Here is a 14,022-nt window from a genome sequence, read left to right as displayed (position 1 = left end):
TTTAAGCATTAGCTAATTCTGGTTGTTGATCCGTTGAAGGATCGACAAGAGATTGGTACAACTTCTCGTATTCATAAGCGGACTTATACCAACTGAAATCCATCCGCATTCCGCGTTGTTGTAGTTCGCGCCAGTCCTTCTTGTACCGGAAACCTTCCCATGCCCGAACTAAACAGGTATAAAGGTCTAAAGGTTCGTAGCGATCGAAACAGTAACCTGTACCTGTGTGTTCCATCGGTTCATTGTGAGTAACAGTGTCAACCAAACCACCAGTACGGCGGACAACTGGCACACAACCATAACGCATCGCCAGCATTTGACTAATTCCGCAAGGTTCAAAACGGCTGGGCATTAAGAAAGCATCCGTCCCAGCATAAACCCTTCTGGCTAAAGAATCACTTTGCAGGATATAAGCTGACATCCGACCACGATAACGCGAGGCAATTTGCCACATTTGATTTTCGTAGTATGGATCGCCCAAACCCAAAAGGATAAACTGCGAATCCGTATAGGACATGAAGCGGTCTAAAATCTGAATAATCAGATCGATTCCCTTCTGTTCTACCAACCGCGACACCAAACCAAGTAAAAAGGCATTAGCATTCACTTCCAAACCGACTTCTTCTTGGAGAGCAACTTTGTTGAAGCGGCGTTCTTCAATAGTATCGACTGTGAAATTTCTGGCTATGTGTTTGTCTGTGGCTGGGTCGTAACTAGTAGTATCAATGCCGTTGAGAATGCCGCTTAACTTGCCACTTACGTAAGATAACAAACCTTCCAGACGTTCACCGTGAGCGGGAGTCTTAATTTGCTCGGCATAAGTAGGCGAAACGGTGTTCACTTTGTCAGCAAACAGAATTGCCGCTGCCATCGTGTTATCACCTTGCATATACCAAGGACACCAAGTAATCTGCTCTAAACGCCAACGCCAAGGGCCTTGATATGCCAAGTTATGAATGGTAAAGACTGTTTTAATAGTTGGATCTTCATTCATCCACACTGGAATCATACCCGTGTGCCAGTCATGGCAGTGAATAATATCTGGTTTCCAGTAATTCCAGGCAAACTCGGCTGCGCCATTGGCAAACAGGGTAAACCGCCAGTCTTCATCTTCTCCAAAATAAATCCGTCGGGGCCAGAATGCTGGATGACCGAATAAATACAAGGGAACATCGCTGTTGGGGAAGAGAGTTTCATAGACAGCGAAGTTTTGCCCCATAGCATTGCCGTTCCAGACTGGGGCTTTGGGAATGTCCATCTTGTCCGGCAAGAAGCCATAGTAAGGCATAAAAAGCCGAACGTCATGCCCCATGTTTCTGAGGACTTTGGGCAGGGCACCGACGACATCCCCCATACCGCCTATTTTTGCTAGGGGGGCTGCTTCAGCTGCAACAAATAGAATCCGCATTTTATTTTTGGGGTTGCCTGAAATAGTTCGTTACAGAAGTTTAGCAAGAAAGAATACTGCATCTAGAAAGTTTTGAGTTTTAAGTTTTGAGTTTTAAGTTAATTCAAAACTCATAACTCATAACTCATCTATGTTACCGTCCGACTTCAGCAAAGATCTCGGCTAAAATTTCCGCTGCTCCCTGTTCGCGCAATTTGTGTGCCAGTTGTGTACCTAGTTGTTCGGCATCGGTAGCATTTCCGGTAATGCTATCTTTGACTAGTTTTTGTCCATCTAAGCTGGCAACTACTCCGGTGAGGGTAAGTTGTTCGCCTTCGATGACTGTGTTAACGCCAATGGGTACTTGACAACCACCTTCTAATTCCCGCAAGAAGGCGCGTTCGGCATAGCAGCGTTGCGCGGTGGGGGTGTGTTCTAGTACTTTGATTAGGGAGAGAACTTCGGCATCGTCGCTGCGGCATTCGATGCCTAGTGCGCCTTGTCCGACGGCGTGGAGGGAAATTTCGCTAGGGATGACTTGGTGGATGCGATCGCCCATTCCCAATCTTTGTAATCCCGCTACTGCTAAAATCAAAGCATCGAATTCCCCGGCATCTAATTTCGCCAGTCGGGTATTCAAGTTCCCCCGAATGTCCTTAAATGTCAAATAAGGGAAGCGATGGCGCAACTGTGCTAACCGTCGCAAGGAAGATGTTCCCACCACTGCGCCTTCGGGTAAGGTTTCTAATTGCTTGTCTTTGAATTTTTCATGCACTACCAAAGCATCGGCGGGGTTTTCCCTTTCGGTAACGCAGCCTAAAACTAAGCCTTCTGGTAGTTTAGTGGGCAGGTCTTTCAAGGAATGAACGGCAAAGTCTGTCTCGTTTTTCAACATTCCCACTTCTAGTTCTTTGGTAAATAGTCCTTTATCGCCAATTTTGGCTAAGGCAACATCTAAGATGTTGTCGCCTTGAGTACTCATGGTATGGACTTCAAAGGTTCTGTCAGGGAAGTGTTTCTGGAGTTGTTCTTGCACCCAGTAGGTTTGCACTAAGGCAAGTTGGCTTTTGCGAGAAGCAATGCGGATAATGCGCGGGGGACTGGAAACAGCAGGGGCCATAAAGCAATATTGTCAAAGGAGCGTATCAAATCACTTGATCTAGACTACCTCAGTGCGTGACCCTCTGACTTACATTTTGCAAGCAGAAGGCTGAAGAGGTAGGGAGGTAGGGGGATGGGGGAATGGGGGGAGTTTGTTGCTTCAATTTCTCCCCATCTCCCCACCCCTCAAGAGTACCCTCAAGGGTACTGCTGATTCTTAACGATTTCTTCCACAATGGATTTATTGATGAAACAAACCTAAAGAAATTAAGGGTTTGTTTACCAGATAAAACTCAATTTACGGAAGGTTAAATCATGGCTTTAGTTTCTACTTTTGAATTATTGGTTAAACCAATTGCCCCTGCTGGTACTGGCCCTGCGGTTGTGGCGCGAACTGTTGCTCAAGGTTACTTTTTGACTATTGCTAATACTGGTAATATTCCGGCTAACTTGCGGTTGCAATTTACGGCAAATCAACCCAATATAGACCTGGCAAAAACTGCCACTTTTATCGATATTAATGGTACCAATGTCAAGGGCGATTTAATTCCTACTTCCGAGCCAACTAAGTTCAATTTCAATATCACTGTTCCTGGCAATGATACGATTTTATTTACTTTATTGCCCGATCTAGTTGCTCCTAATGTAGTAACAGATAAAAATCTAGAAATTCGTGGTTATGTGGAAGTTTTCCGATCGAGCTTGTTTGGGCAAGATTATAATTTGTTACTGACTCCTGAACATCGCGGAACTTTCTTACCTCAGAATATAAATGCTCCCACTCCTGATTTCGATCAGTTAGCTTATGCTCTGCCAACAGCCAATGGTAGCAGTCTCTATCAGCTGAAGTCACTTATAATTCCACCAGTTATAACTCCTGCTACTAATGGTAGAACATCTGATGTTTCTATTTCAGCTAGTGAGATGCAGGAAATGATCGGGATGATGGCAGAACAGATGAAGGAGTTAGAACAGCGTTCTGCGGCTCGATAAATCTGCAACTTATGTAAATAGAGTTAGTCTTATTAGGGTATATTTTTGAGTTTTCATTGTCCCCGTTAACCGTTTAGTTAAATCACATTTTTTGCCTGCACTGCCGCCTATTTTAAAATAATTAAAAATTAGTAAATTAGGCGGAGTGTTAGGTAACTATAATGTAAAATATTTTGAGCAATTGTCTGAAAAGCATTAACCTAATAACCTGAAATAACCATGCAAGCAGTATTCAAATTTCAGCCTATTTCTTCTAGTTGGGTTGCTATTCATCCAAATCCTAAAGGAGTAGTTCAATTTATTGGTGGGGCTTTTTTTGGTACTTTCCCGACTTTGTTTTATCGGTATTTTCTTAGCCAACTGTTTGCTGAGGGATATACAATTATTGCTTTGCCTTTTCGGTTTAGCTTTCGTCATTGGCCGATCGCTGTTAGTCTATTAAAAGAACAAGAAGTGATTAGTGCAGAATTAATTGCGATCGCTAAAAAGCGGGGTTACGAATACAATGTTTATCAAAAAAAATCTAATTATCTTTGGGTAGCTCATAGTTTGGGTTGCAAGTATGTAGCAATGCTAGAATTTTTGAGCGATGCAAATTGGGAACAAATTGTTGCTAAGTGTGTAGGTAATTCCCGACTAAACAGAATTAAAAATGTTGTTGAATCAATCATTGGTAGGGAAAAAGTATCTATTAAAGGACAAGCTTCCCTATTAATTGCACCGGATATTAGTAATACAGAAAGTGCAATCCCTGTACCAGCAATAGCGAAGTTTTTAGACGATATTGGATTAGGAGTTAAACCGACTAGGAAAGATACTCAATGTTTTATCGCGGACAGTAACTTGTTTAATTTAACAGGATTAATCTCTTTTGACAAGGATACTATTGCTGGAAATAAAAATGATATTAATCAATCGCCTAAGCAGCAGAAAGAAAGTGATGTTTTGTGGTTTATTGAACTGTTAAATTCCAAAAACTTACCTGATGATTTACAACCTTTAATCAGGGAAATCCCAGGTAAACATTTAGAACCAGTAGGTGTTAAATTTGGAGATTATGTTGTTGATTTAAATCCTTTGGATAAGTTTATTGAACTGATTAAGGAGCGATGGTTAGAAAGGGTAGCAATACAGTTTTTGCAGGAGTTGCAGGAACGGGAAAAGCTTTTGTAAGAGGTTGATTAAGGCATTGAGCGATCGCAATTTCTTAACTTTAGCTGCACAGGGGAAATGGCGATCGCTTACTTGACTATCTTAGCTAAAATTTAACGTCTTCCCGATAAAATTGCCGAATTAGCGATCGCAATTAAATCTCTTTCATCTCCATTCTTAACAGTTACTCGATACAAAATCCCCTGACGTTTCCATTCCAAGGTAGCCGTACAATAGGCACCACAGCCGTTATGGAATACTCCCGTATTTCCTCCGGCTAACCTAACCCTTCTAAATGTCTTAGTTATTCCTGTTTCTGGCTTAATAAATTCTCCCCCTCTTTCAGCTTCAATAGAGCCAATATAACAAGGTGTTCCTTGACAATCGGGCGTATAATTAAATGAAACGCTGTAGCCTTTGTCTGTTACTTCGCTGATATAATAGACTTTTTCTGGTTCGGAAAAAGGTAATCTGCTAGGGATAAATATTGGTACTGTTGCCTTTCTTTTAATTGGGGAAAGAACTTGACTTACCGGAACGTTTGTGAGAGCTAAAACTGTTTGTGGTTGCCAAGTTACCGCGAAAAAACTGCTACTAATAACGGTGCAAGTAGCTACTAATGCCAGAATTGATTTGTGTTGCATATAAATTGTGGTTGGATCTCTAAGAAAGAACAGAAATATTATTTATTGTCTAGGGCTAAAACCCCACTTCAATGTATTGGTCTAACTGTGCTGTACGAGCTTTTGTTAATTGTGCCATACAACCAGCTTGGGCTGCGGGAGCCATTGTTCCGCCTTCAAATTGACTCCTTTCAAATTCGCAATTAGCGTCTCGAAAATTAATCCAGGCTCTTTGAGCTAAGATTAGTTTTTGTTTTCTGGTGGCTGATAATTTGGGCATTAATTGTTGGTAGACTTGATTGAGTCTTTTGTCGGCATTTTGATATTCTATGCCAGCACAGGTGTTAATTTCTACTTGTGTTTGCGGATCTTTACAATTGGGTTGTTGAGCTACTTGCAGGGCTGGTGGTTGAGGTGGGACAATACCGAAAGTGCTGATGGCGTGGAATAGGGGAAAAATGGTTGCAATGCTAGCGATCGCAAAGAAAAACTTTGACATATATTATAGATTCAAATAACCATCAGTTCTAAGTTAGCAGAAATTTATTTTCGTTCCAGGATACAATTGGATAATCAGTATTCTGTGTGGTAAATCTAAAATCTAAAATCGAATGTCTGTTAATCTTATTAATTTATTTGATTACGAACCGCTAGCGCAAGCGCGTTTATCGCCAATGGCATTTGATTATTATGCTAGTGGAGCTTGGGATGAAGTCACATTAAAGGATAATCGTGCGGCTTTTAATAGGTATAAATTACGTCCGCGAATGTTAGTGGATGTGAGTCACCGAGATTTAAGTACTACTATTCTCGGACAAAAGTTGGCGATGCCAATTTTAATTGCGCCAATGGCTTTTCAGTGTTTAGCGCATCCAGAAGGAGAGGTGGCGACGGCTTGTGCGGCGCGAGAATTGGGAACAATAATGGTATTAAGTACTTTGGCGACTAAGAGTTTAGAAACTGTGGCGGCGGTTGATAGTTTGCGCTGGTTTCAATTATACGTGCATCGCGATCGCTTCCTTACTAAATCATTAGTAGAACGGGCTTACAAAGCAGGTTTTCAAGCATTATGCTTAACTGTGGATGCACCAGTTTTAGGGAGACGAGAAAAAGACAGACGCAATCAATTTGTTTTACCTCCGGGAATGGAACTGGCAAATTTAGCCAGTATGACTGATTTAGAAATTCCTTATCATCAAGGTGAATCTGGGTTATTTAGTTATTTTTTAGAACAGCTTAACCCGGCTTTAACTTGGAAAGATTTAGAATGGTTACAGTCGATTTCGCCTCTACCTTTAGTAATAAAAGGAATCTTGCGGGGGGATGATGCTTTGCGGGCGGTAGAATGTGGAGCAAAAGCGATAATTGTTTCCAATCATGGGGGTAGACAATTGGATGGTGCGATCGCTTCTATTGATGCTTTATCTGATGTTGTCGCAGCGGTGGGAGACAAAGCAGAAATTCTGCTAGATGGCGGTATTCGTCGCGGTACTGATATTTTAAAAGCTTTGGCATTGGGAGCAAAAGCAGTACTTTTAGGAAGACCTGTATTATGGGGTTTAGCTGTTGATGGACAGCTAGGCGTACAAAAGGTATTAGAACTGCTAACGGATGAATTAGATTTAGTTATGGCTTTAAGTGGCTGTGCTACTTTGAAAGATGTTGATCCCAGTATGGTTAGATCAGGGGAACTATTGATATAAAACTTGAATTTATACTATAAAAGATTTTAGTTTTAATGTTATACTGATGTAGCGAGATTGAATTCGGTGCGGCGTGTGTTTTTAGTATTTACAGATAATATAGGCAGACTTGTCTCCGAATCTCAATTGCTATGTAATTTAGACTACTCTGGCTTCGGAGATCATTCATGTCCATTTATGTAGGCAACCTTTCTTACTCAGTTCAAGCAGACGATTTAACTAATGTGTTTGCAGAGTATGGAACTGTTAAGCGAGTTCACTTACCAACAGACCGGGAAACAGGTCGTCCAAAAGGTTTTGGTTTTGTGGAAATGTCCACAGATGCAGAAGAAGATGCTGCGATCGAAGCTTTGGATGGTGCTGAGTGGATGGGTCGCGATTTAAAAGTCAATAAAGCTAAACCTCGTGAAGATAATAGAAAAGCTTCTGCGGGTGGCGGCTGGGGTGGTAATAATCGGCAACGACGTTACTAAACTATAGGGAAATGGGAAATTATATTAACAAGTAATTTCCTATTGTTCTACCCCAATTAGTTTTTTAGTCCTGTCGTTTTCAGTAACTACAGGACTTTTTATTGTGAAGAATTAGTGATAGGATTGAATTGCCAAATCTGCCAAGGTGAGAGTGAAATTGTTTTGTTTACCTGTGGCGACAAAGGTAACAATTGTTTCACAAGCAACGGCGACTGCAAGGGTAACTAAATTGCGTGCTAAAGGGTAGTCGCAGACATCATCATTTGCAGGGGAAGGAACGCGATATTCTTGATTCCAAATTACCTCGGCGTAGTCTCCCGCTAGTCCGACGTGCAAACAAGGAAGATGAGCATTTTCACAGTAATCTTTAACTGCTTTTCTGGCAATGCTGTTATCAAAGGTATCAATAACTAAAGAGTTAGGGGAAATTAATTGCGCCGCATTTGTAGCAGTTAATTCTTTTGTTTGTGCGTCTACGGTTACTCCCAAAGCACGATAAAGGGAATTAGCGAGAATTTTGGCTTTGAAAGCACCGACATCGGAGCGATAATATGGTTGGGTGGAAAGGTTGCGTTCTTCGATGCGATCGCGATCGATCGCTCTCAATTTAGTAAAACCAGAACGCGCCAAATTTTCGGTAATATTTGCACCTAAAGCACCTGCGCCACAAATAGTAATGGAAAAATCTTTAATTTTTGCCATTATTTCTGAGGTTCTATAGAGTTGTTCGTGGAAGAAGATGGACATAACGCCTCCGAGATAATCTTTTTTTTAACCGCAGATGAAAGCAGATAAACGCAGATGTTAGCGAAGCTTTCCCGTAGGGTACGCAGATGTAAATGCAGCTTTACGGTAGGGTACATAGATTTATTATCGAAGTAAGTAGGTGCAAATAAATAAAGCGATAATAGCTATCTAAGGATGGGGCGCGGGCAGGATGCCCACCCCACAAGAAAGTTGTAACTTTTGTGGGGTGGGCATCTTGCCCGCCTTGGTTTTCACTTTATTTACATCTACCTACTTAATTTAGTATAACCACTCGTCACTCCAGCAACCAGCTAAATAAACCTTCTACTGTTAGGTGGAAATCTTTAGCAAATTCCGGTACTGGCAATAATGTTTCTGGTTCTTCGTAAACAGCAGTTGGTTGATCTGGAAAGTAAACCAAAACCGATCGCTCATCGGGATCAATTAGCCATCCCATCTGAGTTCCATACTTCAGGCAATGGAGAATATTTTTAGTCACTTTAGTTTGACTTTGATCGGGAGATAAAATTTCAATTGTCCAATCTGGAGGAATGGAGAAAATATTAGCAACTCCACCGTTTTCTTTACGGGGAATTCGCTCCCAAATAAATACAGAAATGTCAGGTACAATTGAGCGATCGCCAAAAGTACAGCGAAGTTCCGAGAAAGCACGAGCAATCTTTTTCGGTTTTAAAATTGAGTTAATTGCAGGTGCTAACTCTGTCTGAATTGCGCTATGTTCTCCTTGCGGCATCGGTTTTTGGATGATACGCCCATCAATATATTCGCAAGCAGGATCTGTCTCTGGTAGACTTAAGAATTCAGTTAAACTCAGGAGTTTAGCAGGGGTCTTTACCATTTAAAGTTTCCCGATCAGGGGTAAGTTGCACGGCTGCTATTTGTTATTCTACAGATAGCTCAATCTAGTTGGCGCGATCGCAATCCGAGAATTAGCAATTTCAGCAATAACAATCCAAAATCTAAAATCGCATGACTTACCTTGCACTAGCGACAGATTATGATGGCACCCTTGCTACAGATGGACAGGTTGACGATCGCACTTTAGCAGCATTACAACAATGGCGAGATTCTGGACGCAAACTAATTTTAATCACAGGTCGTCAGGTAGATGACTTATTAAAAATTGCTACTTGTCTCGATTTTTTTGATTGGGTGGTAGCGGAGAACGGCGCAATGCTTTATCAACCAGCTAGTAAGTTTGAAAAACCATTAGCTGAACCTCCATCAGCAGAGTTTATTCAACAGTTGATCGATCGCATTCAAAAAGCAACTCAAGCTGAAAATCAACAAAGTTCTCAAGAATTCGCCCATATTAAATCAGATTATCCAGTAGTCGGCGTTGGTAAAATTATCGTTGCAACTTGGGAACCTTACAGCGTAGAAGCACTTGCTTTGATTCAGGAAATGAACCTGGATTTACAAGTAATTCTGAATAAAGGTGCAGTGATGATTTTACCAAACGGTATTGATAAAGAAACAGGTTTAATTGCCGCAGCTAATGAGTTGGGGATTTCGCTTGATGCGATCGTTGGTGTAGGAGATGCGGAAAATGATTTGGCATTTTTAAGTATTTGCGGTTACTCCGTTGCTGTTGCTAATGCTCTTCCTGCTGTGAAAGATCGAGTAGATTTGGTAACTACAAATAGTAGAGGTGCAGGTGTCACTGAGTTGATTGAATGGGGATTGGGGACTGGGGTAGGGGCGATTCATGAATCGCCCCTACGACTCGATAAGTTTTGAGTTTTCCCCTTGCTTCACTCCTAACAAACACATTTGCTCAAACTCTTATTCTTTGTGTTTCTTTCATCTATTGGGGGCGTGTAATCGCGCCCTTTGGGGGCTCAGATCTTGCACCAGTCCCAAAATCCGCCTGCGAATCAATTCGCACCGCGAGTAGCGAAACTCCTCTAAAGAGGACTAAAATATTTGAAATCAATAAGACTTACGCACCATAAGCCAATAAACCTTCGGCTGAGATCAGGTCGAAGCCCGGTTTTTCGTTACTACTTTCAGTCCACTTAAGTGGACTTGAGCTATTAGCCTGCGAATTGATTCGCAGGCGGGCTAAAAGCACAAATGCAAGATCTCAGTTCACCCGATCGGAGGAGTTAACCCCATACTACTCTATAATACATTAGGTAATATATTGAAGTATATCTGAATTACAAACCTTATGTTAACTCTAACAAAGCGCCCCTACGGGGGTGAAACAGATTTAGAAGCGATCGTCAATCTCTGGGAAGCTTGTGAAGCAGTAGATCGACTGGAACAATGGACAACAGTTTCCGAACTGGAACGCGATTTTAATGATCCATCTTTCGACAAGCAACGTGATTTACAACTTTGGGAAGATGACACAGGTAAATTAATAGCTTCTGCTACATTGTGGCATCGGCTTGGGGAATTAACTAATGGTTATCTTGGGTTTCACGTTCATCCTGATGCTCGTGGGGGAACTTTAGAACGGGAAATTATCAATTGGGGAGAAGAACGTCTTCGGGAATTGGCAAAAGAACAGGGTGTTAATTCTGTTAAATTGCGTTGTCAGAGTCGGGACGATCGGACCGATCGCATAGCCATACTACAAGAAAACGGTTTCAATGCCGATCGCTATTTTCTCACAATGGAACGCAGTCTGGAAGAACCACTTGCAGAACCTCAATTTCCCGCAGGTTTTACAGTTCGTTCCGTAATCCCCGAAAAAGATGCCGAAGCTTGGGTAGAAATGCACAACCAATCGTTTATCGATCACTGGAATCATCACGATATAGCAGTAGACGAATACAAACATTGGCGCAGCAATCCAGATTATAGACCGGAGTTGGATTTAGTTGCGATCGCTCCCGATGACACCTTTGCTTCCTACTGTTACTGTGCCATTTATCCCGAAGACAACAAACGCAGCGATCGTCAAGAAGGTTGGGTAAACACTCTCGGAACTAGACGCGGTTTTCGTCGTTTAGGACTTGGCAAAGCAATGTTACTTAGCGGAATGCAAAAGTTACTTGCTGCGGGAATGAACATCGCCAAACTCGGTGTAGATTACGATAATCCCAACGGCGCGAGACAACTTTATGAATCCGTTGGTTTCCGCAAACTTTATACCTGGGTATCGTACTACAAAGTGATTTAGCTTTCTTTTCCCACCCCATCAAAAAAAGTTTGTTTTACCCCTTGACACCTTTTGTATTATGTATGTAGTATATAAACATGGTGAGTTGAGAAAAGATTTTTCTTCACCTCGCTTGCGAAATCTGCACCTTGAAAACTGAATAATTAATTGGGTAATAATTCTCAGACGAAATTGAGAAACCCTTATTTAGGGATGGTCTATCATGTTGATACTTTACACCAAGTTATTTGGAAAGCCATCTACAAAATCTGACTCAAAAAACGAGCAGAAAAATTTGACTTCCAACCCCTCTGAGACAGAATTAAACACCCAACATTCTGAACATCTCAGACAAACTGAAATCAATGAGAAACACAGACAAATTCAACAAGATTATCATTTAGAGCGGCGTTGTTTTTGGTAAGATTTATGAGCTTTTAAACAGCCCTCCTTTATGAAAAGTCTTGAATAAAATCTACAATAAGGAGGTGCTAAAATGGTACATATTCGCTTTGAAGGACGCTCTTACGATGTAACTGAGAGACAGCTAAATGTTACCCCAGGAATGAATGATAAAGCGATTAAGGAACATTTAGCACGACATTTAGATGTGGGATGCGATCGCTTAGAACACTACGTAATTGACAGACGAGCAAGTGGAGATTTAATTATCCGTCCAGAAGCGGTTTACGGCTAACACAAAAAGTTTTGCAACCCCTTAATGCCAAATAGTTTGTTCCGCACCCTAACCCAAAAAGCTTACACACATATTCGCCTGATAAGCGAGAGGTTATAGGTGCAAATCCTATCGGCTCCACTTTCGGAAGTGAAAAGGAGAAAGACAAAGACAAAAGGAAGAAACACGCCTTTCTTTTGTCTGTTTCTTGGAGCCGTAGTTCAATTAGTAGAACTGCAAGTGACTAGCTCTTTTAACTTGTGCGGAACAACCTTATTTCTTACTAGTTGGAGGACAAACACTTCGCGCCCCAATTTAGAAAGCTTACATACTAGCTCATTGGTAGAGCGATCGTTCCATAAACGAAAAGTAGTAGGTTCAAATCCTACGTATGAACAAACAGCTTTCTTGACTTGCGCGAAGTGATTTTACTCAACACTGGTTCGTTGTGAGGACTTTAGTCCTTCTACCTTGGAAGTACGACTAAAGTCGCTACAACAAACCTAATTAAATTAAGCTTGTATGACTAAACAAAATTAGCACTTCGCACCCTAACGGAAAAAGCTTACATACTAGCCAAATGGTAAAGGCGCTTGATTGAAGATCAGGATAATGCAGGTTCAAATCCTGCGTGTGAACAAACGGCTTTTTCAACTTGTGCGAAGTGTTAATTTACCAAACTTGTTTATTGTTTAGAGGAGGTAGCTATGTCTGCCAAAACTATTGAAATTCTAGAACAATTAAAATCTTTAACTTTGCTGGAAACAGCCGAATTAGTTAAGCAGATTGAGGCGACTTTCGATGTTGATGCTTCAGTTAACAAAGTTATCTCTATTCCTCCGATTATCGATCGCATCATAGACCCAGATCCACCTGAATTCAAAACATTTGATGTGGTTTTGGAAGAAGTACCAGCCAATAAAAAAATTGCCATTCTTAAAGTTGTGCGAGAATTGACTGGTTTCGGTTTGAAGGAAGCAAAAGATTTGGTTGAGTCAGTACCGCAAGTGCTGAAAAGTGCGATCGATCTCGACATTGCTGAAGACATCAAGCATCAGTTAGAATCAGTCGGTGCAAAAGTTTCCCTCAAATAACGCTAAATATGATTGCGGAAAATGCAACATACCAAACTCTCAGTGAGATAGAAAATCTAATCCGCGCCTTCGAGGACTGTACATTATCCAGAAGTGAGTGGACACATCCAGCACATTTAACCGTTGCACTATGGTATCTAACTCATTATTCTGAAACAGAAGCAACAAATTGCATCCGTAATCATATTCAGCGCTATAACTCAGCCAAGGGAATTAAAACCACCAAAGATAGCGGCTATCACGAAACCATAACTTTATTTTGGATTCGCATCATCAGCCAATATCTAGCAACTAAATCTAACGAAGAAGTTTTAAATTTAGCCAATGGCATCATCGAAAATTATGCAAACAAAAACCTACCCTTTGAATACTACAGCCATGATTTACTCATGTCCTGGGAAGCGAGAACAAATTGGGTAGAACCAGACTTAAAACAGTTTAGTCATTAGTCATTAGTCATTGATCATTAGTAAAAAGAGCAAGACAAATAACAAATGACAAATGACAAATAACAAATAACAAAAATAGCAGTTATCGCCGCGCCCTAACAGGGGGAGCTTACACACAGCTACCTCACAGGTAGCTCTATCCTACCAAGATAGATAGGTTCCTACATTGGATAGTAGGATGCAAGCCTGGGCCTTTATTAGCAGGCAAATTTAGCTCCCTCAACTTGCGCGGCTTATTATTATTAATATTGCCGTGCGTGCGATATCTGCCCCTGACAATTTTGGATTTTAGATGATAAAAACCCGTTTCAAAAATGAGTCAGATCCCCCCTAACCCCCCTTACCAAGGGGGGAACCAGAGGAAGCTTTACTATTAAGATTACTCAGGAAACTAAATTAATTCAAAGTCCCCCTTGGTAAGGGGGGAACTGCTTTCAAAGTCCCCCTTGTTAAGCGGGGAACTGCTTTCAAAGTCCCCCTTGGTAAGGGGG

At 41.3% G+C, this 14,022-nt stretch carries 15 protein-coding genes and 1 tRNA gene; 10 read left to right on the top strand and 6 right to left on the bottom strand.

What is annotated here, in order from left to right; translation table 11 throughout:
* Nucleotide 1 precedes the first annotated feature (1 nt).
* A complete protein-coding gene (gene glgA, locus ACE1CI_RS16900) occupies nt 2-1,408 on the bottom strand; it encodes a glycogen synthase GlgA (protein WP_413262667.1) in 1,407 nt (468 codons plus the stop codon).
* Between the two features lie 133 nt (nt 1,409-1,541).
* Complete coding sequence (hemC, locus tag ACE1CI_RS16895; RefSeq protein WP_413262666.1) at nt 1,542-2,507, bottom strand: hydroxymethylbilane synthase; 966 nt, start codon at nt 2,505-2,507, stop codon at nt 1,542-1,544.
* A gap of 296 nt (nt 2,508-2,803) precedes the next feature.
* Between hemC and ACE1CI_RS16890 the strand changes: the two genes are divergently transcribed.
* Together ACE1CI_RS16890 and ACE1CI_RS16885 are read left to right on the top strand one after the other, a co-directional pair.
* Complete coding sequence (locus tag ACE1CI_RS16890) at nt 2,804-3,481, top strand: hypothetical protein (RefSeq protein ID WP_413262665.1); 678 nt, start codon at nt 2,804-2,806, stop codon at nt 3,479-3,481.
* A gap of 219 nt (nt 3,482-3,700) precedes the next feature.
* Complete coding sequence (locus tag ACE1CI_RS16885; RefSeq protein WP_413262664.1) at nt 3,701-4,654, top strand: DUF1350 family protein; 954 nt, start codon at nt 3,701-3,703, stop codon at nt 4,652-4,654.
* A 92-nt stretch (nt 4,655-4,746) separates the two neighbouring features.
* On the opposite strand, the gene ACE1CI_RS16880 is transcribed toward ACE1CI_RS16885, so the two are convergent.
* Nucleotides 4,747-5,277 (bottom strand): hypothetical protein, encoded by a 531-nt coding sequence (locus tag ACE1CI_RS16880; RefSeq protein WP_413262663.1) that lies wholly within the window; start codon nt 5,275-5,277, stop codon nt 4,747-4,749.
* 55 nt (nt 5,278-5,332) lie between these two features.
* A complete protein-coding gene (locus tag ACE1CI_RS16875; protein ID WP_413262662.1) occupies nt 5,333-5,755 on the bottom strand; it encodes a lysozyme inhibitor LprI family protein in 423 nt (140 codons plus the stop codon).
* 112 nt (nt 5,756-5,867) lie between these two features.
* On the opposite strand from ACE1CI_RS16875, the gene ACE1CI_RS16870 reads away from it, so the two are divergent.
* Both ACE1CI_RS16870 and rbp read left to right on the top strand, forming a co-directional pair.
* Nucleotides 5,868-6,959, top strand: coding sequence for a glycolate oxidase (locus tag ACE1CI_RS16870; RefSeq protein WP_413262661.1), 1,092 nt, complete (start codon nt 5,868-5,870; stop codon nt 6,957-6,959).
* A 167-nt stretch (nt 6,960-7,126) separates the two neighbouring features.
* On the top strand, nt 7,127-7,432 hold the full coding sequence (rbp, locus tag ACE1CI_RS16865) for an RNA-binding regulator (RefSeq protein ID WP_413262660.1): 306 nt from the start codon (nt 7,127-7,129) through the stop codon (nt 7,430-7,432).
* A gap of 111 nt (nt 7,433-7,543) precedes the next feature.
* Here rbp and ACE1CI_RS16860 read toward each other — a convergent pair whose 3' ends face one another.
* Both ACE1CI_RS16860 and ACE1CI_RS16855 read right to left on the bottom strand, forming a co-directional pair.
* The gene (locus ACE1CI_RS16860; RefSeq protein ID WP_413262659.1) at nt 7,544-8,179 is read right to left on the bottom strand and encodes a ThiF family adenylyltransferase; all 636 of its coding nucleotides are present in this window, start codon (nt 8,177-8,179) and stop codon (nt 7,544-7,546) included.
* A gap of 295 nt (nt 8,180-8,474) precedes the next feature.
* Nucleotides 8,475-9,038: a Uma2 family endonuclease gene (locus ACE1CI_RS16855; RefSeq protein WP_413262658.1), complete on the bottom strand. Its 564-nt coding sequence runs from the start codon at nt 9,036-9,038 to the stop codon at nt 8,475-8,477.
* Nucleotides 9,039-9,169: 131 nt separating this feature from the next.
* On the opposite strand from ACE1CI_RS16855, the gene ACE1CI_RS16850 reads away from it, so the two are divergent.
* The 6 genes from ACE1CI_RS16850 to ACE1CI_RS16825 all read left to right on the top strand — a co-directional run bounded on the left by ACE1CI_RS16850 (nt 9,170) and on the right by ACE1CI_RS16825 (nt 13,531).
* The gene (locus ACE1CI_RS16850) at nt 9,170-9,940 is read left to right on the top strand and encodes an HAD family hydrolase (protein WP_413262657.1); all 771 of its coding nucleotides are present in this window, start codon (nt 9,170-9,172) and stop codon (nt 9,938-9,940) included.
* A 433-nt stretch (nt 9,941-10,373) separates the two neighbouring features.
* Nucleotides 10,374-11,333: a GNAT family N-acetyltransferase gene (locus ACE1CI_RS16845; protein ID WP_413262656.1), complete on the top strand. Its 960-nt coding sequence runs from the start codon at nt 10,374-10,376 to the stop codon at nt 11,331-11,333.
* Nucleotides 11,334-11,808: 475 nt separating this feature from the next.
* Entirely contained in the window at nt 11,809-12,009 is a 201-nt protein-coding gene (locus ACE1CI_RS16840) for a hypothetical protein (protein WP_413262655.1), read from the top strand.
* Nucleotides 12,010-12,559: 550 nt separating this feature from the next.
* Nucleotides 12,560-12,625: transfer RNA gene (locus ACE1CI_RS16835), tRNA-Phe, on the top strand.
* 70 nt (nt 12,626-12,695) lie between these two features.
* A complete protein-coding gene (gene rplL / locus ACE1CI_RS16830; RefSeq protein WP_413262654.1) occupies nt 12,696-13,082 on the top strand; it encodes a 50S ribosomal protein L7/L12 in 387 nt (128 codons plus the stop codon).
* 8 nt (nt 13,083-13,090) lie between these two features.
* Nucleotides 13,091-13,531 (top strand): hypothetical protein, encoded by a 441-nt coding sequence (locus ACE1CI_RS16825; RefSeq protein WP_413262653.1) that lies wholly within the window; start codon nt 13,091-13,093, stop codon nt 13,529-13,531.
* Nucleotides 13,532-14,022 lie beyond the last annotated feature (491 nt).

Origin of the sequence: Floridaenema flaviceps BLCC-F50 (assembly GCF_041929275.2) — a bacterium.
Taxonomy (GTDB): Bacteria; Cyanobacteriota; Cyanobacteriia; order Cyanobacteriales; family Aerosakkonemataceae; genus Floridanema; species Floridanema flaviceps.
Note: the sequence above shows the minus strand (reverse complement) of the source record. Positions and strands in the feature narration are given on the sequence as shown.